The organism is Streptomyces lasiicapitis, from assembly GCF_014646335.1.
GTDB classification, from domain to species: Bacteria; Actinomycetota; Actinomycetes; order Streptomycetales; family Streptomycetaceae; genus Streptomyces; species Streptomyces lasiicapitis.
On the sequence record NZ_BMNG01000006.1, the window covers coordinates 168,209 to 189,419 of the forward strand.

At 73.4% G+C, this 21,211-nt stretch carries 17 protein-coding genes and 3 tRNA genes; 10 read left to right on the top strand and 10 right to left on the bottom strand.

All coding sequences use genetic code 11. The features are described 5' to 3' along the window. Positions 1-116: 116 nt before the first annotated feature. Positions 117-419 carry a YtxH domain-containing protein gene (locus tag IEY91_RS14875; protein WP_164325313.1) on the bottom strand — a complete coding sequence of 101 codons (303 nt, stop codon included), beginning with the start codon at positions 417-419 and terminating at the stop codon, positions 117-119. Between the two features lie 168 nt (positions 420-587). Between IEY91_RS14875 and IEY91_RS14880 the strand changes: the two genes are divergently transcribed. From IEY91_RS14880 to IEY91_RS14900, 5 genes are all read left to right on the top strand, one after another. Further along, a tRNA-Asn gene (locus tag IEY91_RS14880) sits at positions 588-660 on the top strand. Positions 661-665: 5 nt separating this feature from the next. Continuing rightward, positions 666-738: transfer RNA gene (locus IEY91_RS14885), tRNA-Asn, on the top strand. Between the two features lie 228 nt (positions 739-966). After that, a tRNA-Ile gene (locus IEY91_RS14890) sits at positions 967-1,043 on the top strand. A 556-nt stretch (positions 1,044-1,599) separates the two neighbouring features. After that, positions 1,600-3,993 carry a serine/threonine-protein kinase gene (locus IEY91_RS14895; protein WP_189174293.1) on the top strand — a complete coding sequence of 798 codons (2,394 nt, stop codon included), beginning with the start codon at positions 1,600-1,602 and terminating at the stop codon, positions 3,991-3,993. 130 nt (positions 3,994-4,123) lie between these two features. Further along, the gene (locus IEY91_RS14900) at positions 4,124-4,957 is read left to right on the top strand and encodes an FHA domain-containing protein (RefSeq protein ID WP_164325317.1); all 834 of its coding nucleotides are present in this window, start codon (positions 4,124-4,126) and stop codon (positions 4,955-4,957) included. On the opposite strand, the gene IEY91_RS14905 is transcribed toward IEY91_RS14900, so the two are convergent. The 7 genes from IEY91_RS14905 to IEY91_RS14935 form a co-directional block, all read right to left on the bottom strand. After that, on the bottom strand, positions 4,954-6,015 hold the full coding sequence (locus IEY91_RS14905; RefSeq protein WP_229696967.1) for an NsdA family TPR-like regulatory protein: 1,062 nt from the start codon (positions 6,013-6,015) through the stop codon (positions 4,954-4,956). The two genes, IEY91_RS14900 and IEY91_RS14905, sit on opposite strands and share 4 nt — an antisense overlap. Positions 6,016-6,072: 57 nt before the next feature. Further along, the gene (locus tag IEY91_RS14910; protein WP_189174294.1) at positions 6,073-7,143 is read right to left on the bottom strand and encodes a pyridoxal-phosphate dependent enzyme; all 1,071 of its coding nucleotides are present in this window, start codon (positions 7,141-7,143) and stop codon (positions 6,073-6,075) included. Further along, entirely contained in the window at positions 7,064-8,191 is a 1,128-nt protein-coding gene (locus tag IEY91_RS14915) for a GHMP family kinase ATP-binding protein (RefSeq protein WP_189174295.1), read from the bottom strand. Before IEY91_RS14915 ends, IEY91_RS14910 begins: the two co-directional genes overlap by 80 nt. After that, on the bottom strand, positions 8,188-9,009 hold the full coding sequence (locus IEY91_RS14920) for a Rossmann-like domain-containing protein (RefSeq protein WP_164325323.1): 822 nt from the start codon (positions 9,007-9,009) through the stop codon (positions 8,188-8,190). The genes IEY91_RS14915 and IEY91_RS14920 overlap by 4 nt, the downstream gene beginning before the upstream one ends. Then, complete coding sequence (locus IEY91_RS14925; protein WP_189174296.1) at positions 9,006-9,839, bottom strand: ABC transporter ATP-binding protein; 834 nt, start codon at positions 9,837-9,839, stop codon at positions 9,006-9,008. Before IEY91_RS14925 ends, IEY91_RS14920 begins: the two co-directional genes overlap by 4 nt. Then, the gene (locus tag IEY91_RS14930) at positions 9,836-10,942 is read right to left on the bottom strand and encodes a FecCD family ABC transporter permease (protein ID WP_229696993.1); all 1,107 of its coding nucleotides are present in this window, start codon (positions 10,940-10,942) and stop codon (positions 9,836-9,838) included. The genes IEY91_RS14925 and IEY91_RS14930 overlap by 4 nt, the downstream gene beginning before the upstream one ends. A 91-nt stretch (positions 10,943-11,033) precedes the next feature. Beyond that, positions 11,034-12,089 carry an ABC transporter substrate-binding protein gene (locus IEY91_RS14935; protein ID WP_189174297.1) on the bottom strand — a complete coding sequence of 352 codons (1,056 nt, stop codon included), beginning with the start codon at positions 12,087-12,089 and terminating at the stop codon, positions 11,034-11,036. A 409-nt stretch (positions 12,090-12,498) separates the two neighbouring features. Between IEY91_RS14935 and IEY91_RS14940 the strand changes: the two genes are divergently transcribed. The 5 genes from IEY91_RS14940 (at position 12,499) to IEY91_RS14960 (ending at position 18,116) form a co-directional block, all read left to right on the top strand. Next, a complete protein-coding gene (locus IEY91_RS14940; protein ID WP_229696994.1) occupies positions 12,499-13,746 on the top strand; it encodes an MFS transporter in 1,248 nt (415 codons plus the stop codon). Between the two features lie 16 nt (positions 13,747-13,762). Further along, positions 13,763-14,539, top strand: coding sequence for a TauD/TfdA family dioxygenase (locus IEY91_RS14945; protein ID WP_189174298.1), 777 nt, complete (start codon positions 13,763-13,765; stop codon positions 14,537-14,539). 151 nt (positions 14,540-14,690) lie between these two features. Further along, positions 14,691-15,095, top strand: a complete 405-nt coding sequence (locus IEY91_RS14950) for a TOBE domain-containing protein (RefSeq protein WP_189174299.1) — start codon at positions 14,691-14,693, stop codon at positions 15,093-15,095. 31 nt (positions 15,096-15,126) lie between these two features. Next, complete coding sequence (gene modA, locus IEY91_RS14955) at positions 15,127-15,975, top strand: molybdate ABC transporter substrate-binding protein (protein ID WP_189174300.1); 849 nt, start codon at positions 15,127-15,129, stop codon at positions 15,973-15,975. Positions 15,976-16,130: 155 nt separating this feature from the next. Then, positions 16,131-18,116: an ABC transporter permease gene (locus IEY91_RS14960; RefSeq protein WP_189174301.1), complete on the top strand. Its 1,986-nt coding sequence runs from the start codon at positions 16,131-16,133 to the stop codon at positions 18,114-18,116. Between the two features lie 268 nt (positions 18,117-18,384). On the opposite strand, the gene IEY91_RS14965 is transcribed toward IEY91_RS14960, so the two are convergent. Together IEY91_RS14965 and IEY91_RS14970 are read right to left on the bottom strand one after the other, a co-directional pair. After that, complete coding sequence (locus IEY91_RS14965; RefSeq protein ID WP_164325336.1) at positions 18,385-19,920, bottom strand: GAF domain-containing protein; 1,536 nt, start codon at positions 19,918-19,920, stop codon at positions 18,385-18,387. A gap of 74 nt (positions 19,921-19,994) precedes the next feature. Further along, the gene (locus tag IEY91_RS14970; protein WP_164325338.1) at positions 19,995-21,032 is read right to left on the bottom strand and encodes a rod shape-determining protein; all 1,038 of its coding nucleotides are present in this window, start codon (positions 21,030-21,032) and stop codon (positions 19,995-19,997) included. Positions 21,033-21,211 lie beyond the last annotated feature (179 nt).

A 21,211-nucleotide genomic window follows, 5' to 3' on the forward strand; every position in this document is an offset into this window, starting at 1 on the left:
CTACGGGCGATGCCCCGCACGGCCGTCCGTACGGAGCATCGTCATCGCAGGTGGCCCATGGACAACTGGGTCAGCCGACCCTTGGCCGACCGGGTCGGCCGGTCCATGGCCGACAACTAGGTGTTGCTGGTGCCCCAGTCGTCCTCGGTGTCGCCCTGCCCGCGCTCGCGCAGTGACCGCACCCGCTCCGCCACGGAGTCCGGCATCCGGTCCCCGACCCGCTCGGACACGGAGTGGAAGGCCTTGCCCGCCACGTCCCGTCCCTGCTGGGCGGCGGACTCGACGGTGTTGCGCACGGCGGGGTTCTGGGCGACCTCGCGGACGGACTTCTTCAGCTGCTCGTAACGCTCGCGTCCGGCCCGCGTCCCGAGCACGTACCCGAGAGCCAGTCCTGCCACGAATGTGAGCCGGTAGCGCATGACGGCCACCCTTCCCTTGCCTCGACTGTCCCGACGTCGGTCGCGGGGGATACCGATTGGCGGAGCACCCCCCTGCTTGCGCTAATGTATGTGTCGCAGCAGGCGCCCGCCGCCCGGGAATCCCCAGGTAGGTGACATTGTTGCAGTGGCTCCCTCACCAAGAGTCATTCCCCTGTAGCTCAATTGGCAGAGCAGCCGGCTGTTAACCGGCAGGTTACTGGTTCGAGTCCAGTCGGGGGAGCTCGGTCTCCTGTAGCTCAATTGGCAGAGCAGCCGGCTGTTAACCGGCAGGTTACTGGTTCGAGTCCAGTCGGGAGAGCTGTACGCAAGGACCCTCGGGCCGCCGTTGAAGGCGCCCGGGGGTCCTTCGTCGTCCTTCGCCGTCCCCCAACAATCCCTCGTACGTGCGCGTTTCGCCCCTGGTGGAACCACACGGGCCGCAGCGGGGTCCTCATGGTCGTGCGTAGCCGACCACTCGGAGCAGGAGATCGTATGAGCGGCTATGCTGCGGCAGACGGCGCGCACAAATGTGCGCGACGCGCCGTTAGGGGCGGTAGCTCAGCCGGTTAGAGCAGCGGACTCATAATCCGTCGGCCGTGGGTTCGAGTCCCACCCGCCCCACCACCCGGCACAGGTGCAGAAACGATCTGACCTGGCCTTCTCCGACCCCGGACCGATGTTGTCGGCCGGGGTCGACTGCTGCCCGGGTCTGGCGTCAGCGCGGCGTTCCGGGGCGGGGGCCTCGTTGGTGTGAATGTGTGGGGGCGCACGTCCTGCGCCCCGGCTTCCGGGTCGCCGGACCTGGCTCCGCAGTCTTCTACCGCGGTGCGCTCTGGAGGGCCAGGCTCACGAGGAAGGCCAGCCCGACGAGGGTCAGGTGCGTGACGGCGGTCCTCCAGAAGTAGAAGTATCTGTTCGCGCTCCACGAGGACGTACGCGAACTGCGCGCGCTGTGGGAGCTGCGGCGTGGTGCCGAGTGGGAGGCGCTGCCCGATGTCGCGGCTCGGATCGCGCGGGCTCGGCAGCCCCGGGATCGGCACAGTGACTGGATGCGGGGCATCCTCGCCGGGATGGGCGCGAACATCCCGTGAAGGACGTGTGGGGCGCCCGGCGCACCCAGTAGGTTCGGATCCCGCTCGGCAGGCAGCGGGTCGCGGACCATGGGTGAGGGGGAGTCGGAGTGCGCCTGGGCACTACCGTCGATGGGCGCTATCGGTTGGTGCGGGGGCCGCTGCGCGGGGGCATGGGCGAGGTCTGGCTGGCCCGCGATCTGCGGTTGCCGCGCCATGTCGTACTCAAGCGGATGCACACCGGTGATGAGTACGCCGCTGCCGTCAGCCGACTTGAGTCGGAGGCCCGTGCGCTCGCCCGGTTCAGTCATCCGCACGTTGTTACGTTGCATGACGTTCTTACGGTGGCGGAGGGTGGGGAGTCCGGTTCTGGTGCCGCCGGGAGTGCGCGTTCGGCTTTCTGGCTTGTCATGGAGTACGTCTCCGGGGGGAGCCTCGATCGGCGGCCGCCGTTGAGTCCTGCGCGTGCCGCACGCATCGGTGCCCAAGTCGCCGACGCTCTGGCCGCCCTGCATGCCCAGGGCATCGTGCACGCCGACATCAAACCGGCCAACGTCGTCGTCACGCCCGAAGGCCTCGCCAAGCTCGCCGACTTCGGTGCCGCGTACCGCTACGGCGGCCAGGAGACCATCACCCCGCCCGGCATGGTCGGCTACACCCCGGACTACGCCGCCCCCGAAGTCGTCCGCGGCCACCCCGAGCCGACCTCCGACGTCTTCTCCCTCGCCGCCCTGTTGTACGACATCGTCACCGGCCGTCCGCCGCGCCCGCACGCCGGTCGTGGCATCGACCCGTACGTCGCGGAACGGCAGGCCGCGCGCGGCGAGGTCGCCCTCGACGGCGACATCGGTCCGCTCGCCCGGATCCTGCCCGTGATGCTCGACCTCGACCCGTCGAACCGCCCCGACGCGGGGGAGGCGCGACGGCTTCTGGAGGACTGCGCGGGGCGCCAGGAGCCTTTGCCCGCCCGGGAGTTCGGGGTGGGGGCGCTTGAGTTCGGGGCGGGGGACGGGAGTGGGGATGGGGGCGAGGGTGCGGATGGGGGTGGGGATGGAGATGGGCCCGACCCGGTGGGCGTCGGGGAGCCCGCGGCCACGGCTGAACTGGCTGCGGCCACGCGGGAGTTACCCGAGGCCGAGCCGGAGGCTCGGGGGCGTGGGTCGGGTGAGGGCTCGGGTGCGGGTGCGGGCAGCGGCAGTGGTGGCCCTCCGGCCGGGGCTCGTGCAGGTGCGGGCGCAGGCAGTGAAGCAGGCCGCCCAGGCGGTGACGCCGACGCAGACAGCGGCAGCGTTGGCTCTCCCGCAGAGGCCCGCGCAGGCACAGGCACAGGCGTAGACGGTGAGGCAGGCGCTGACGCGGACGGTGGCACAGTCGCTGGCGCAGACGGCGGCGCAGACGGCGGCGCAGGCGGCGGTGATGCGGGCGGCTACCTGGGCGTACGCAGCGGCCGCGATCCCGGCGTGCCCGCCCCCAGTCGCCGCCTCAGCCGCGCCTTCCAAGGCCGAGCCCGCCTCACCGCCATCACCACCGGAGCCGCCGTCCTCCTCCTCACCGCCGCCCTCCTCATCCCCCGGCTCGGGTCGGACAGCGGCGGCGACGACGGTAACGGAAGCGGCGACGGAAAGGCGGGCGGGTCGGCCGCCAGGTCGGGTGGGAAAAACGCGGCGTCCGTCGTCGGGCCGCCCCGCACCGCCGACCCCTGCGCCCTCGCCGACCCCACTGTCCTGAAGCGGTTCGGGGAGGCCGATCTCGACCGGGACTACGGCAACTTCGACCGGTGCGACGTCATCGTGGACACCGGTGACGACGAACCCGTCGACGTCATGGTGCACTTCGACACCGGCGGCGGCTCCGACCTGCCCGCGCCGCAGCGCACCGAGGGCGTCGTACGCGTCGTGAAAGAGGCCGAGGACAGCGACGCCTGCAAGCGGACGCTGCTGCCCGCCGGGGACCCGGACATGAACATCTCCGTCGTCGCGAAGCAGGACGAGGGCGCCGCGCCGCTCTGCCCCATGGCCGACGCCGCCACGGCCAAAGCCGCCGACGTACTCAACGAGGGCCGCATCGCCCGCCGTTCGCCCGCTCCCGACGACTCCCTCGTGAACGAGGACGCCTGCGCGCTGCTCGGCCCGAAGGACCTCGAAGCGATGCCCGGCGTCGACGCCGACGAGCCCGACGTGCGCTTCGGCGGCTGGGACTGCAAATGGACCAGCACCACCGGCGACCTGTGGCTGGAGGTCCGGTTCGACCGCGGGCAGCCGCCCACCGCCGACGACGGCAGCCTCACCCGCGTAGGCGGGCGCCGGGCCGTCGTCCAGCCCGAGGCGGAGGGTCCGCGCACCTGCCTCGTCCGCGTCGTCCACCGCACGTACCCCGACCCTGGCGGCAACGACGCCGTCGAGACGGTCAACGTCACCGTCGGCGGCGACCCGTCCGGCAACCGGCTGCGCCGCCTCGCCACCACCTTCGCCACCGAGGCCATGGACGAACTCCGCACGGATTAGCCCCTGTTGGCCGGGAGACAATTTCGGGACCCCTCCCGAACCCGCGGCGCACACTGGCGGAGCGGGTGCGGGGACGGAGGGGGACGCGCACCCGGGGCACCACGGAGCGCGGCCGACGAGGAGACCGACCATGAACAGCCAGGCCACGAACAGTCAGGCACGGCGGCAGGCCAGTCTCGCGCGCGGTGTCGCGCCCGCCAGGCCCGGCACCCTGCACGCCCGCTCGGTGACCGGTGCCGTCAAAGTGCCCCCGCGCCCCGGCCGCACCGTGCGGTTCGGGCGCGGGGACACGCCGGAGGTCGACCTGGGCGTCGGCGAACACGACCTGATGGTGAGCCGGCAGCACGGCGAACTCACGTACCGCGACCGGCAGTGGTGGCTGCGCAACACCGGCCAGCAGCTCGTCCGCCTGCCGCGCGGCCGGATGATGCACGCGAGCACCGAACCCCTGCCGCTCGCCCCCGGCTACACCCCGCTGTTCGTCCGCGGCTCCGGGTACCGCGAGCACCTCGTCGAGCTGTACGTCACGGGCCACGACGACCAGGGACTCGTATCCCGCCGCGGCGCGGACACCGTGCCCCCGAAGCGGTGGTCGCTGGAGGACGACGAGCGGCTGCTGCTCGTCGTCCTCGGCCAGGAGTACCTGCTGTACGAGGAGAGGCCGCGCCCCCTGACGTACAGCAGGGCCGCGCAGCTGCTCGTCTACCTGCGGCCCGACGGGAACTGGAACGAGCGCAAGGTCGAGTACCGCGTCGATCTCGTACGCCACCGGCTGCACGAAACCGGCTTCCCGCACCCGCTCCTCCACGACAAGTCCGCCGGCCGCCCCTCCGACAACAGCCTCCTGCACAACCTGCTGCGGGGGCTCGTCGAGTCGACGACGCTCGTTCCGCCGGATCTGTGCCTGATGGACGACGACTTGGACGACGGCGGTGTGGGCGGTATGGGGGAGGGCGGGGACTAGTGGCTCGTCGGCGTCAGTGACTCCAGCAGGAACACCGCCGCGTCCCGTGCCGAAGCCGGGGCGCGGTCGTGTCGGTGTCCGCGTGCCCGCAGCAGCCGCACCGCCGTGTCCCGCAGGCTCTCGGTGGTCCGCGCCGAGCCGATGCCCGCCGCGCGCGGCGCGAGGTCCGCGATGAGTTGTTCCGCGTCCGACCACGCCCCGGCGCCGGTCAGGGCGGCCAGGAGGTGAGCTGTGAACAGGTGGCGGTAGGACGGACCGGAGGGCGCGGCGGCGGCGCGCAGCAGGGGGACGGCGCGGTCGAAGTCGCCGACGCGGGCGGCGACCCAGCCCCGGTGGCCGGCCAGTTCGCGCTCGTCGATCCACCACGCCCACGCCGGGTCGCCGCGCGAGACGCCGTCCAGGAACAGGCTGCCTGCGCGGGCCATGAGGTCCGCCGGCTCGCGCCGGGCGCCCAGCATCGCCGTCGCGTGGGCCTCACGGATCAGTACGAGGGTGGCCACGCGCGGCGGCAGCGGCCGGGGTCCCCGTGCGCGGGCGGCGGCCGCGAGGGCGGCGCGGGGGTGGTCGGTGTGGGCCAGGAGCATGCTGTCGTTGAGCAGGGTGAGGCGGGCCGTCCAGCGGTCGCCGCACAGTTCGGCGAGGGCGAGCGCGCGGGCGTTCACGCGGTGGGCGGCCGTGTGGAAGCCCGCGTCGAAGAGGATCCAGCCGATCACCTCGCACAGCTCCGCGAGTGCGGCGAGCCGGTCGCTGCCGGTGCGGGCGAGGGAGGCGGGGGCGGCGGTCGCCTCGGGCACCTCGCGCATGACCGCCCGCACGAGGGGTACGGCGGCGGACCCGCCTCCGGCGGAGTCCAGGTCGATCAGGCGCCGGGTGACGGCGAGGAGGGCACCGGGATCAGCACCGTCACGGCGGTCACGGACGCCAGTGTCCGCATCCGCGCCCACCTCCGTGCCGGTGTCGGTGCCGGTGCCCGCGTCCGTGCCCGCGCCCACCTCCGCGCCCACCTCCGTGCCCGCGCCCGTTCTCGCGCCCACCCCCGTGCCCGCGTTCACGCCCACGCCCAGCCCCATCCCCTGCCTCGTGGGCGCCCGCCCCCTGCTGGATCATGCCCAACCCTAGGCCTGGCCCCCGCAGGCTGCCCGAGCCCGCCCGTGCGCGGTTCCAAGTGGCGCCTCCGCCTCGGCGGGCGCCTTCGCTCCGTTCCACTCCATCCGCGCCCAGGGCAGAGCCAGTTCCCCCAAGGACGAGACCGCGCGGGGCGCGAGGGTGTCCAGGTCGGCGGCCTCCGCATGGCGGGCGAAGACCGTGTCGACGTACCGGTGGCCGGTGTCGGCGGCGATGAACACCGTGGTGCCGCCCGGGAGTTGGGCGTGCTCCCAGCGGGCCGCCGCGTAGCTCGCGCCCGTGGACAGGCCCGCGAAGACGGCGTGGCGGCGGAGCAGGTCGACGCTCCCGGCGAGGGCGGTGTCGAACGACAGCCAGTGCACGGCGTCGTACGCGGTGTGCGACACGTTGGCGAACGGGATCGAGCTGCCGATCCCGGCGATGATGATCTCCGGGTCGGCCACGTGCTCGCTGCCGAACGTGACACTGCCGAAGGGCTGCACGCCCGCGAGCCGCACCGGACCCGCGCCGTCCTCGCGCAGGTAGCGGGCCAGGGCGCCCGTCGACGCGCCCGAGCCCACCCCGCCGACCAGAGTCAGGGGCGAGCCGTCGGCGGGGGCCGCCGCGCGGACGCGCTCGGCGATCGCGCGGTAGCCGAGGTAGTGGATGTCGTCGTGGTACTGCCGCATCCAGTGGTACTCGGGGTGCACGCGCAGGACCTCGTGCACGCGGGCGACCCGCCGCTTCTGGTCCAGCTTCAGGTCGGCGCTCGGCGGCATCTGCTCCAAGTGGGCGCCCAGGACCGCGAGTTGGGTGCGCAGGGTGTGGTCGACGGTGGTGGAGCCGATGATGTGGCAGCGCATGCCGTAGCGGTGGCAGGCGAGTGCGAGGGCGTACGCGTAGATGCCGCTGGAGCTGTCCAGGAGGGTGTCGCCGCGCCGCACCCTGCCGGTGTCGAGCAGGTGGCGGACCGCGGCGAGCGCCGACACCACCTTCATGGTCTCAAAGCGCAGGCAGATGAGCCGGTCGTCGACGCGTATCAGGTCGGGGCGGCCGATCGCTTCCGCGATGTGCTCGTCCATGCGGGGGCTCCTTGCTGGGGGTGGGTGAACTGGCGGCGGGAGAGGGTGAGTTGGGGGTATGTGGCCCGGTCACGTTCGGGCTCGGGTTCGTGGCGAAGGTGTACGTGGCCGGGATGCCCGCCGCCGTCAGCGCCTGGGAGCAGCGGCGCAGCCGCCCGCGCAGGTCCGGCGCGGCCGGGTCGAACAGCAGCCCCGCCACATTGCCGCTGTGCGCGACCTGCACGCCCACCGCGCCGACCCGGCCCGCGATGGCCGTCAGCTCCCCGAACTCCTCGTGCGGAAGGACCCGTTGGCCACGCCGCGCGCTCTCGGTCGCGACATGGCCGAGCAGCACCGGGTCGGCGGTGGCGACGGCGCGGCGCAGCAGGTCCCGCAGCCGCTCGTAGCCGCGTACGTCCTCGTCGTCGTACCCGCGGGCGGGCAGCGCGAGGGTGTCCACGGGCCGCCCGCCGCCGAGCGCGCAGCCGACGACGACCGCGGGCGGCAGCGCGGCGCCCAGCTCCTCCAGGACCCGGCCCTCGCGCTGGGCGAAGAGGAGCGGGCGGCCGTCCAGCATCAGCGGGTCCGACGCCCGCTCGGCACGCACCGCGAGCCGCGCGACGGCCTCCGGCGCCAGGAGCACGCCGAACGCGTCGGCGACCGCGCGCACCGCCGCGATCACATCGCTGCTCGACGAGCCCATGCCGAGGCCCACCGGTATGTTCCCGGTCAGCTTCAACTCGCCGCCGCACAAAGGTTCCTGGCAGTGCGTCGCGCATTCGGCCATGGCGTACGTGGCGGCGCGCAGGGCCTTGGTGCGGTCGGCCGGGAGCACCGTGACGTCCTCGGCCCCCGGGCGGCGTACGAACTCCGCGCGGGTGCCGAGGGAGGACATCGGCAGCGTCACCAGACCGGCCCGGCGCCGCCCCCGGTCGTCGAGGAAGACACCTTGCAGGATCTCGCCGTGGTGACAGGCGGCGTGCCCGGTGCCGGTGCCGGTGCCGGTGGCGGAGCGGGCGTCGGTGTCCGGGCCGGTGCCGGGTCCGTCCTTCGGCGCCGCGTGCGTCACGACCCGTCCTTCTCGCGCGGCGCCGCACGGTAGCGGTACAGCGCCGTCTGCTCGGCGCTGAACTGCGAGAACGGGAACGGCTCCGCGGACAGCGCCGTCACCCCCGCGCCCAGGAACGCCCGCGCCACCGCGCTGCCGGACTGCGCGTACACGATCAGCGGCACGTCCCGCTCGCGGCAGCGGGCCAGGATCGTGTCGAAGGTGCCGTTGCTGAGGGTCATGCCGGTGGCGACGACGGCGTCGGCGGCGTCGAGCACCTCGTGCATGTCGGTGCTGACGGGGTCGCCCCACTGGGTCGTACGCAGGTTGAAGTCGCAGGGCAGCGGGTCGCCGCCGCGCTCGCGGATGGCCGCGATCAGCGGGTTGACGACGCCGATCAGCGCGACCTTGGCGCCGCGTCCGATGTCGAGGAGGCCCGCGATGGCCGTGTCCCGCGCCACCGCCCGCACCTCCGGCGGTCCGGCGGGCAGCGTCACGGCCTCGGCGTCCGGCGCGTCGCGGTGCGGCTGCACGGCCGCCAAGTAGGCGTCCAGGGCCGCCATTTGGAGCGGGCGCGGGGCTTCGCGCAGCAGCGTGGCGAGCGGGCTGCCCGACGCGTCCGCGCATATCGCCGGGTCGATCTCGCCCGCCTCGAAGGCGCAGCCGCCGAAGGAGCCGCCGACGCGGGTGAGGACGTACTGATTGAGGTACGTGACGTTCCCGCCCGCGAGGCGGGTGCCGTGGTGGATCCAGAACACGCTGGTCGCCGTCAACTCGGCTGGATCGGGGCCGAGTTCACCGGCGAGTACGGCGGACAGCAGGTCGTCGACGGTCTTCATGAGAGATCTCCATGCCTTTTCTGTACGGGTGTGGGGGCTGGGGGCAGGTCGGGGTGTGCGGGAGCGGCCACGACGCCGCGATAGGTGACTGTGAGGTTGCCGAGCGCGTCAGGGCCCGTCTCCGCGTCCACCTCGAAGACCTCGGCGAGCAGCCGCGGCGTCAGGACGTCCTTCGGCGGGCCGTCGGCGACGAGGCGGCCGCCGTGCATCAGGAGCAGCCGGTCGCAGTGGCGGGCGGCGAGGGACAGGTCGTGCAGGGCGACCAGGACGGTCTGGTCGGTGTCCGCGAGCAGGGCGAGGAGCTCCAACTGGTGCTTCACGTCGAGGTGGTTGGTCGGCTCGTCGAGCAGGATGGCGTACGGCTGCTGGGCGAGGGCGCGCGCGATGTGGGCGCGCTGGCGTTCGCCGCCGGAGAGCGCCTTCCAGGGGCGTTCGCGGAGTTCGGTGAGGCCGAGCCGGGCGAGGGCCGCGTCCACGACGGCCCGGTCGTCCGCGCCGAAGCCGCGCCACCGGTCGCCGAACGGGGTCCGGCCGAGCCCCACCACGTCGGCGACCCGCAGATCGCTCTCGGTTTCGGTGGCCTGCTCCACGAACGCGACGTGCCGTGCCACGCGGCGCGTGCTCCACCGCCGGATCGGCTCCCTGTCGTACGCGACCGTGCCCGTCGTCGGCGCCCGCAGCCCCGCGAGGCAGCGAAGGAGCGAGGACTTGCCCGAGCCGTTGGGGCCGATCAGGCCCACGGTCTCGCCCGGCGCGACGTCCAGGTTCACGTCGGCGACGACACGCTTGCCCGCGACGGACCAGCCGAGGCCCTCGGCGGTGATCCTCACAGCTCACCCCGCTTGCGCAGGACCAGCAGGAACAGCGGTACGCCGAGCAGCGCCGTGAACACCCCGACCGGCACCTCCTGCGGCGCGAACGCGACCCGCGCGAGCGCGTCCGTCCACACCAGGAACACCGCGCCGGCCAGCGCCGACAGCGGCAGCAGCAGCCGGTGCAGCGGCCCGACCAGGAACCGCACCCCGTGCGGCACGATCAGGCCGACGAACCCGATGGCACCCACGGTCGCCACCGCCACCGCCGTCATCAGCGACGTCACCACAAGCAGCACCCAACGCGTCGTACGGACATCCACACCGAGCGACGACGCCGTGTCCGCGCCGAACGAGAACCCGTCCAGGGCAGCCGAGTTGAGCCAGAGCACGAGCAGTCCCGCCGCCGTCACCGCGGCCGTCACCGCCGTCGTGTCCCAGCGCGCGGGCGCCATCGAGCCGAGCAGCCACTGCGTGATCGCCCGGATCGCCTCCGAGTCGCCGGACGCCATCAGGACGAGCGAGGTCAGCGCCGTGAAGAGCTGCGAGACGACCACGCCGGTGAGGACCACCCGGACCGAGTCCAGGCCACCCTTCCTGAGCAGCACCATCAGCAGCCCGAACGACACCATCGCGCCCACGAACGCCCCGCCCGTCACCCCCAGCGATCCCGACCCGACCCCGAGCACGACCACCGTGACCGCGCCCGTCGACGCCCCCGACGAGATCCCGAGCAGATACGGATCGGCCAGCGCGTTCCGCGTGATCGCCTGAAGGGCCGCGCCGCACACCGCGAGCGAGGCACCCACAAGCGCCGCCATCAGCACGCGCGGCACCCGCAGCTCCCAGATCAGCGAGTCCACGAGCCGCGGCAACGGCTCGACGTCCAGGCCCAGATGGAAGCCGGCGGTGCGCGCCACGTCGGCGTACGAGACGTCGGTGGTGCCGATGCGTACGGAGGCGGCGACGGAGAGGAGGAGGGCGACGGCGCCCAGGAGGAAGAGTCCCGCCGAGGACGCGGGGGACAGCCGGGAGCGGCGCCCCTCACCCCGGGAGGCCGGGGCCGCGCCCGGTGCGGTGGCCGAGGCGTGGCCCCGGGCCGACGGGTGCAGGAGATCCACGACGCCGTGCGCGGCCCGCGACCCCGCCCCCGCCCCCGCCTTCACCGGAGCACCGGCCCCCGCTTGCACCGGAGCACCGACGGCGTCCGGGCTAGCGGACATACCCGAGGTCCTTCATCCCCGCCGTGAGCCGGGGCAGCGCGCTGACCGTACGCACCGAGGGATCCATCTCCGTGCCCGGAATCTCGATGAACCGCTTCTTCTCCACCGCCGAGAGCTTTGACATCACTGGGTTCGCGCGGATCGCCTTGAGCTTGTCGGCCGCGCTGTCGCCCGGCTTGCCGCGCTCGGAGAGGTCGCCGATCACGAGGAAGTCCGGGTCGCGCTCGGCGATCTGCTCCCAGGTGACGGTCGGCCAGTCCTCGTCGAGGTCGTCGAAGGCGTTCTTCGCGCCGACGGTGCGGCTCATCTCGCTGGGTATCGCGCTCTTGCCCGCGACGTACGGGGTGTCGCCGTAGACGGAGTACAGCCAGACGACGGTGGGCTCGCCCTTGACCCGGTCCGCGGTCTTCGCCGCCTCGGTGAGCGTCGCCCGCTGGTCCTCGACCAGCTTCGCGGCGCGCTTCTCGACGCCGAAGATCTTGCCGAGGTCCGTGTAGTCCTGGAAGAGCAGGTCGAAGGGCGACTTGGCCTTCTTGCCCGCCTTCTTGTCCGCGCCGGCGGTGTTCTGCTTCGGGCAGTCCACGGCGCTCACGAAGGTCGGCAGGTCGAGGTCGGCGAGTTCCTCGCGGGTGCCGACGCGGTCCTTGGTGAAGTAGTCGGTGAAGCCACCGAGGGCGAAGTCCGGTGTCGCGGCGCGCAGTTGCTCGCCGGTGAGGATCTTCGGGCTGAGCACGTCGACCTTGTCGTACGCCGCCTTGTACTCCGGCGCGATCTTCGTCTTCAGGTTGGACGTGCCGGCCATGCGGTCCTGGAGGCCGAGTTCGAGCAGGACCTCGGTGGAGGACTGGTCGAGGGCCACGGTGCGCTCGGGCGGGCCGTCGAAGCTCAGCTTTCTGCCGCAGCTCGTGACGTTCGTCCCGCTGCTGGACGCCTTGTCGTCCGACGCGGAGCCGCTGCCGCCGCCGTCGGACGACGAACAGCCGACCGCCGTCAGGGCGAGGACGAGGACCGCTGTGCCGAAGCGGGCGGGGTGACGGTGACGCATGGGACCTCCGGTCTCGGGTGGGACGCGATAAGGGTACTGTAATGGCAATCATTTTCATTAGCGTGCCTCGGGGTGGGCTCCGCCGGACGGCGGGGGCTCGCCGGGTGCCGTCAACAGCCGGGAGTTGTAGGCCTGTTGGGGGTGGCGCCGGGGTCGCATAACGATTTCGAGATCCGTACGGGGCCGGTTCCGGGCCCGTACGGGCTACTGGAGAGGAGTGCGGGCCGTGGCGACTACGCCGATACGGACGGGGGAGGCCGAGGGGGCCTCGGGCGCCCAGGGGGATCCACAGGGGCCGGAGGCCTCACGGGACGAGGGCGAGGGTGCCGCGGTCGCTGCCGAGGCGGATGCCGCCGAAGCCGGGGACGGGGCGGCCCGCGGGCGCGGCGTGCTGCGTGACGTCGCGTTTCTGCGGTTGTGGTCGGGGACCACCGCCTCCGGGCTCGCGACCTGGGCGTTGCCGTTCGTGCTCGGGCTCGCCGTGCTGGACCGCACGATCGGCGCGGCGACGCTCGGACTGCTGCTCGCCGCCCGCACCGCGGGATTCCTCGTCGCCGTCGCCGTCGGCGGTGTCCTCGCCGACCGCTACTCGCGGCGGGGCGTCGTCCTCTGGGCGGGCCTCGCCGCCGCGGCCGCGACGCCCCTTCTCGCCGTCGGCCTCGGCCGCTCCCTCCCGCTGATGCTGGCCGCCGCCGTGGTCGCGGGCGCGGGTCAGGGTGCGTGCCGCCCCGCGTTCCAGGCGCTGACCGCCGAAGTCGTCGACGAGGGCCGGCGCCAGTCCGCGAACGCCGCGATGACCTTGTCCGTGCGGGCCACCACTCTCACCGGCCCCTCGCTCACCGCACTGCTCGCCGTGGTCCTCGACACCTGGGTGCTGCTGCTCGGCATCGGGGTGCTGTGGCTGGCGGCGGCGCTGGTGCCGGGGCCGGGCGTGCGGCGTCCGAGGGTTGCGGGTGTCGCCGACGACGCCGTTGCGGATGCCCCCGACCCGGGCGGCGCCGACGGGGACGTACCCCGCCAACGCCCCTCCTTCTTCGGCGAGTTCGCCGAAGGGCTGCGGGAGGCGCGGCGGCACCCCTGGTTCCTCGCCGGGCTCGGCGCGCTGACCGTGGTCATCTCCACCGGCTACTCGGCCACCGGCGTCGCGCTGCCGATGGTCAGCCGGGACAAGTACGACACCGGGGTCGTCCTCGCCGCCGCCATGACCGCGTACACCCTCGGCGCGCTCGGCGGCGCCGTCGTCGTCGCGCGCTGGCGTCCGCGCGCGCAGGGCTGGGCCGCCCTCGCAGGCCTCGGCCTGTACGGCTTCGCGCCGCTCAGCCTGCTGCTTCCGGTGCACTGGGCGGTCGTCGTGGCCGCGTACGCCGTGGCCGGCATCGGCATCGAACTGTTCAACGTGCCCTGGTTCACGGCCACTCAGCGCGAGGTCGAGCCCGACAAGCTGGCCCGCGTCTCGTCCCTCGACTTCATGCTGTCCTACGGCCTCGCCCCCCTCGGCCTCGCCCTGATCGCCCCGGCCATCGAGCACTTCGGGGCCCGCCCGGTGCTCGCGGTGTGCGCGGTGCTGTGCTTCGCGGCGCCCGCGGCGGCGGCGCTGGTGCCGAGCGCGCGCGGGTTCGCGCGGCGACCGGACGTACGCGACGTACAGAACGACTGACTGTGAGATTCACGGAATGAGTGATCAACTCCCGGGCGTCACGCCCGGATACGGCATCGAGCCGCCCCGCGTCGCGGGTGAGGAACTCGGCAAGGCCCCCGCGCTGCTCGCCGAGTACGGCGCCGTCGTCCTGTCCGCGCATGCCGCCGGCGGCGACGCTCTCACCGTCGCCGCCGCGCGCGTGCTCGGCGCCCGGCTGCGGGAGCTGTACCCGCAGCGGCTGCGTACGTCGCGGGACGGCGGGCCCGTCCACCTGCACGCCGACAGCTTCGACGTGCGGGTGGACGTCGGGGGCGTACCCACCCGGCGCCGCCACCCGGACGAGGACCACGTCTTCGTACAGTGCGTGCGCCCGGCACCCTCCGGCGGGCACTCCTTCGTGCTCGACGCGGGCCGCTTCGTGGACGGGCTCGCGACGGCCGACCCGGAGCTGCGGGCGTTCCTCACCGACTTCGACGTCGATCTGTACGGCGCGTGGGCGGGCCTGCGCGGGCTGCCCGCGACGCCGAGCGTGGGCCGGCACGTGGAGTGGACGCGCACCGGCCGCCGGGTCGTCCGCCGCACCGACGGCGCGGCGCCGCTGCACCGGGACCCGGACGCGGCGTACGTGACCGCCATGCTGGAACGCTTCACCGTGGCCGTGCATGGCCTCGAACCCGCCCTGCCGCGCTTCCGCCTCGACGCGGGCGACGTCCTCGTACTCGACAACTACCGGTGCTGGCACGGGCGGGACGGGCACGAGGGGGAGCGGAGCGTGCGGATTCTGACGGTGCGGAGTTCCGAGGCCCGCTGAGTGCTCCGCCGGGACGCCCCGGGCCCCGCTCCCCGGCCCCGGGGAGCGGGGTTGGGGCATCGTCCAGGTCGCAGGGTGTGGGCTCGCATCTGCCATGTGTGTTCGCCTGAACTTTTACAGATGCCAGGCAAACGGGCTTATCGTGCTGCACATGCAGTCCTACACCATCGGCCAGGCCGCCCGGCTCCTCGGCGTCAGTCCCGACACCGCGCGGCGCTGGGCCGACGCCGGCCGCGTCGCCACGCACCGGGACGACGCCGGGCGCCGCCTCATCGAGGGGCGCGACCTGGCCGCGTTCTCCGTGGAACTCGCCCAGAACGGCGCGGGCGGCACCGGCGAGGACGAGGACTCGTACACGTCCGCGCGCAACGCCTTCCCCGGCATCGTCACCGCCGTGAAGCTCGGTGACGTGGCCGCTCAGGTCGAGATCCAGGCGGGCCCGCACCGCCTGGTCTCGCTGCTCACCCGTGAGGCGGTGGAGGAGCTCGGCCTGGAGGTCGGGATGGAGGCCACCGCCCGCGTGAAGTCCACCAGCGTGCACATCGACCGCGTCTGAACGCCCGAACGCCCCGCGAGGAGTACCGCTCATGTCCCCCGTTCCGCCCGTTCGCCCTGCCCGCACCGCGCCTTCCCCGCGCACCCGGCGCCGCGCCGCCGCCGTCGTGGCCGCCGCCGCGCTCCTCCTTCCGCTCGCCGCCTGCGGCAACGACGACGGCGACAGCAAGAAGGACAAGGGCAGCGGCAGCGGCGCCAAGGCCGGTGCCGCGCCCAAGGCCGACCTGACCATCCTCGCGGCGGCCTCGCTCACCGACGTGTTCAAGACCGTCGAGACGACGTACGAGAAGAAGAACCCGGGCACGAAGCTCACCTTCTCCTTCGCCGGGTCCCAGGAGCTCGCCGCGCAGGTCAAGCAGGGCTCGCCCGCCGACGCCCTGGTGACCGCCGACACCAAGACCATGGACGGCCTGAAGTCCGACACCGGCACGCCGAGCGTCATCGCCAAGAACCGGCTCGTCATCGCCACCCGCGACGGCAACCCCAAGAAGGTCAAGAGCCTCAAGGACCTCACCGGCAGCGACCTGAAGGTCGTGCTCGCCGCGCCCGAGGTGCCCGTCGGGCGCTACAGCCAGCAGGTCCTCGACGCGCAGAAGCTCAAGGTGAAGCCGGTCTCGCAGGAGACCAGCGTGCGCGGGGTGCTCAGCAAGGTCGAGCTCGGCGAGGCCGATGCGGGGATCGTCTACAAGACGGATGCGGCTGTCTCGCCCGACAAGGTTGACGCCGTCACCATCCCTGACTCGCAGAACGCTGTGGCTTCCTACCCGGCCGCTGCGCTCAAGCAGTCCGGGCACAAGGAGGCCGCGGAGGCGTTTGTGAAGTGGCTGGCCACGCCGGAGGCGCAGAAGATTCTGCGGGACGCGGGCTTCCAGAAGCCGTAGCCGGCCGGGCCCGGTTTTCTGTTTCGCCTGCGGCTCGGTGGGGGCTGGTCGCGCCCCGCGGCGGAGCCGCATGTCGATGCAGCCCCGCGCCCCTTCGGGGCACGGCCCGGCCCCGCAGTTGTGCCGCTGATCGCTTCGTACGTCAGGATCCATCGATGAACCGCTTCCGCAGATCTCGTCCGGGCGGGGGCGGCGTGCGTGCGCCGTTTGTGCTCGCGGTGCCCGCGCTGCTCGCTGTCGCGTTGCTGTTGATGCCGCTCATCGGGGTGTTGGCGCGTACGGAGTGGGGGGAGCTCGGGGAGCACCTGTCGAGCCCGGGGGTGACCGAGGCTCTTCAGCTGTCGCTCGTCGTGTCCTTCTGGGCGCTCGGGCTCTCGCTGGTCCTTGGCGTGCCGTTGGCCTGGCTGCTTGCGCGGGTGCCGTTTCCCGGTAAGGCGCTCGTACGCTCGCTCGTGCTGCTGCCCATGGTGCTGCCGCCGACCGTCGGCGGTGTCGCGCTGCTGCTCGGGTTCGGGCGGCGCGGGCTGCTCGGGCCGTGGCTGGAGGACAACTTCGGCGTCATCCTGCCCTTCCACACCTCGGGCGCGGTCGTCGCGGCCACGTTCGTCTCGATGCCGTTCCTGGTGATCAGCCTGGAGGGGGCCATCGCGGGGCTGCGGCCCAGCTACGAGGAGACGGCCGCGTCACTCGGCGCGTCCCCGGTACGGGTGTTCTTCACCGTCACGCTGCCGATGGTCGCGCCGGGGCTCGCCGCCGGGGCCGCGCTCACCTGGGCGCGGGCGCTGGGCGAGTTCGGCGCGACGATCACGTTCGCGGGGAACCTGCCCGGTACGACGCAGACGTTGCCGCTCCATGTGTACCTGCTCCTCCAGGACTCGCCTGAGGCCGCCACCTCGGTGTCCCTGCTGCTGCTCGCCATCGCGATGGCTGTGTTGGTGGGGTTGCGGGGGCGGTGGGCCGGGGGAGGGGGTGGGGGTGCGGTTGTGGCGGTGGACCGGGGTGTGCCTGAGTCGCCGGGTGTCGCCGATGTGCCGCAGACGTCTGGTGCCGTCGGGTCCGAGGCCTTGGCTGTCGACGTATCCAAGTCGCTGGACGAGGGCGGGAGTTGGAGCCTGCATGCCGATGTCACCGGGTTCACCGAGCTCAGCCTCGACGCCGACCCCGGCACCACCATCGCCGTCGTCGGCCCCAACGGCGCCGGCAAGACCACGCTCCTGCGGGCCCTCCTCGGTCTGACTCCCCGCGCGCACGCCGACCTGCGCCTCGGCGACACCGACGTCACGGCGCTCGCGCCGCACCGGCGCAAGGTGGCCTGGGTACCGCAGGACGGCGCGCTCTTCCCGCACTTGAACGCCCTCGGGAACACGGCCTACGGGCTGCGGGCGCAGGGCGTGCCGCGCGGTGCGGCCCGGCGGGCGGCGCAGGAGTGGCTCGACCGGCTCGGGATCGGGCACCTCGCGCACCGCAAGCCCGCGCAGCTCTCCGGCGGGCAGGCGGGGCGGGTGGCCCTCGCCCGCGCCCTCGCCGCGCGCCCGCGGCTGCTGCTCCTGGACGAACCGCTCGCCGCGCTCGACCAGACGACTCGGTCCCACGTACGGCACACCCTGCGCGGGCACCTCGACGGTTTCGGCGGTGTCTGTCTGATCGTCACGCACGACCCGGTCGAGGCCGTGTCGCTGGCCGACCGGGTCCTCGTGCTCGACGAAGGCCGTACGTTGCAGGACGCGCCGCCCGCCGAGGTGACGCGGCATCCGCGTTCGCCGTGGGTCGCGCGGATGCTGGGGCGCAACGCGTGGCCGGGTGTCGCCGACTCCGACGGCACGCTCGCCCTTGCGGGGGCTGGGCGGCTTGTCGTCGCGGATCCTCTCGACGCCGGGGTCCGTGCCCTTGCCGTCATTGCCCCCGAGGCGGTGTCGGTGCACCGGGAGAAGCCGGCCGGCAGCCCTCGCAATGTCTGGCCCGGTACGGTCCGCGAGATCACCGCGGCGGGGAGTCGCCTGCGTGTCCTTGTCACCTCGCCGGAGGCGCCCGATCTCGTCGCCGAGATCACCCCGGCCGCGGCGGCCGAGCTCTCCCTGGGGGACGGGGTGGAGGTGTGGACGAGCGTGAAGGCGACGGAGGTTTCGGTGGTGGAGCTGTAGGCCCTGGCGGGGCTTTCCCCAATCCCGCCCCTTCCCGAAACCGGGGGCTGCCGCCCCCGGACCCCCGCCATCGGCCTGGACGGCCTCGTCCTCAAACGCCGGACGGGCTGAAAGAACCAACCCAGCCGCACCGGCAAGGTCTAGCCCGTCCGGCGTTTGAGGACGAGGCGCGGAGCGCCGATTGGGGGAGAGGGGCGAAGCCCCAGACGCGGGGTGGCGGCGCGGGCTGACAGGAGCGGGGGTCTGGGGGCAGCGGCAGCGCCCCCAGTCACAACGGTGCCTGCCACGTGACCGTCGTCCCCGCGCTCGCGTCCCCCGTCGACCCGTCGTCGAAGACGACAAGCCGCACGCCGGTGCGCCCGTCCGGCAACCCCGCCCCCGCGTCGACCGCCACATCGACCCGCGTGACGTCGACGCGCCGGGACGCCGCGGCGAGCGCCCGGCGGAGGGCGGCGAGGAGGTGACCGGCGGCGGGCTCCGTGACGCGGGTGTCGACGGCGCCGGTGAAGTGGACGGAGGGCTGCACGCCCAGCAGCGCGGCCGCGCCCGCGGTCTCCTTGAGGACCTTGCCCCGGAAGGTGGTCGGCGCGTCGGCGGGCGGCTGCTGGAGGGCGAAGATCGCCGTACGCACCTCCTGGATGGTGGACTCCAGCTCGTCCACGGCCTGGTCGAGCGCCGTCTCCTCCGGCGCCGAACCGGCCCTGCGCCGCGTGGACTCCAGCATCATCCCGGTCGCGAACAGGCGTTGTACGACGAGGTCGTGCAGGTCGCGTGCGATGCGGTCGCGGTCCTCGAAGACGGCGAGCCGCTGCCGGGACTGCTGCGCGTCGGCGAGGACGAGGGCGAGCGCGGCCTGCGAGGCGAACTGCGTGGCGAGCAGCCGCTCCACCGCCGTGTACGCGTGCTCCCCGCGGCGGCGCGGCAGCGCGAGGGTGCCGATGAGGCGGCCCCCGGCCTGCAGCGGCAGCATCATGCTGGGGCCGAATCGGGAGCGTACGCGCGTCGTCATGCGGGGGTCGGTCGCGGAGTCCTCGATGAACACCGGTTCGCCGCCGAGGAGTTGCTCAAGGACGGCGCTGCCGGGCTCGATGGTGGTGCCGATCATGTCGTTCTGCGCGGCCGCCGCGGGGTGCGTGCGGCGCTCGGCGGGCAGCTCGCCGCGCTCGGTGTCCGTGGCCGCCGCCACGATGCTCATGCCGCCCGCCTCGGTGGGCTGGAGGATCACGCCCGCCGCCGCGCCCGCGAGCCGCCGGGCCTGCTGGGCCACCGTCATCAGCGCGTCGGCGGCGGCCTCACCGGTGAGCAGCGCGGTGGTGACCGCGGCCGCCCCCTCGATCCAGCGCTCGCGCTGCCTTGCCGTCTCGTACAGGCGCGCGTTGCCGACCGCGATCCCGGCCTGCCCGGCGAGCACCCGCAGCAGCCCCAGATCGGCGCCGGAGAACCCACCGGCCGCCCCGGACGTGAGATGCAGGGTCCCGAACTCCTCGTCGTGCACGAGGATGGGGATGCTGAGGGAGGACGGGGAGGACGCCTTGTCGGGCGGGGGTGTCTCACCGGGCACGGGTGCCTCACCTGTCAGGGGCGCCTCGCCCGCCTCGGGCGTGATCTCCCCCGACGTGAACACATCCGGCCGCCCACCGTCCCCCGCCGCCGTCACCCGCAGGACACCGTGGTCCGCCCCGGTCAGCCGCGTCGCGCTGTCCACGATGTGCTGCAGCGTGGCCCGCAGTTCGAGTTCGGTGCCGACGCTGAGGACCGCGTCCAGGAGCAGCGGCAGCGACGGTTCGCTGACGTCGTCGGTCATGTCGTCGGCGTACTCCCCATGAGTCTGCGGCCCGCGAGACGGAACTCGAGCGTCCCGCGGGCAAGAGCGTTCGCTCAGCCCGCCAGCGGGTCCAGGACCAGCGGTTGGATCTTGCCCTCAAGCATCGCACCGAGGCCGAGCACCGCGCACACGTCGGGCCGCTCGGCGATGTGGACGGGCATGCCGGTGGCGTTCACGAGCATCTGGTCGAGGCCGGGGAGCAGCGCGCTGCCGCCGACCATCATGATCCCGCGGTCCGCGAGGTCGGCGACGAGGTCGGGCGGGCAGTCCCGCAGGACCTTGCCGATGCCGTCGAGTACGGCGGTCAGCGGGGTGTGGATGGCGTCGCGGACGGCGGCGGTGTCCACCTGCACCGAGCGCGCGAGGCCCGTCGCCACGTCCCGGCCGTGGATCTCCGTGGACTCCGGGCCCTGCGGGGTCAGGCCGTTGCCGCTGAGCGCGAGCTGCAGGGGACGTACCGACTGGGACGGCAGCATCAACTCGTGCTGGTGGCGCAGGTGCTGCACGATCGCGTGGTCGATGGCCTCGCCGCCCACCGGGATCCGCTCGGCCGTCACGATGGAGCCGAGCGAGAGGACCGCGACCTGCGTCGTGGCCGCCCCGCACACCAGGATCATCGTCGCCTCGGGCCGCTCGACGGGAAGGCCGCAGCCGACCGCGGCCGCGATCAGCGTGTCCACCAGCTCCACGCGGCGCGCGCCGAGCCCGACCATCGTCTCCACCGCCGCCCGCTGCGCCAGCGGATCCGCGTCGTGCGGCGTGCACGCGGCGGCCCGCAGCCGCGGCTTGCGGCGCAGCGTACGGCGCAGCTTCTCGCCGAGGAGATGGCGCAGCATCCGCTGGCACATCTCGATGTCCACGACGGTGCCGCCGGACACGGGCCGTACGACACGGATGTATCCGGGCGTGCGTCCGGTCATCTGCTCCGCGAACTGCCCCACCGCGATCAGCGCGCCCGTCCGCGTGTTCACCGCGGCGGCGCTCGGCTCGTCGACGACGAGTCCCGCGCCCTTCACGAACACCCGCGTGCGCGCGGCGCCCAGGTCGACGGCGATATGGCAGCGGCGCAAGTTCTCCAGGCTGACGGTCATGGCAGATCCTCCCGAGAGCGCAGACCGTGCGGGCCGCCGGACGACGGCCCGAGTCGAGGCCGCCGGACGGCGGTCCTGACTCGCATCGTGCGGCGGCCGGGGGCGGGGCGCGCGCTGGGATGCGCCGGGCGGGGTGCCGCCGCGCGGGTGATCTTTCGGGGGCGGCGGCCCGACCCGGC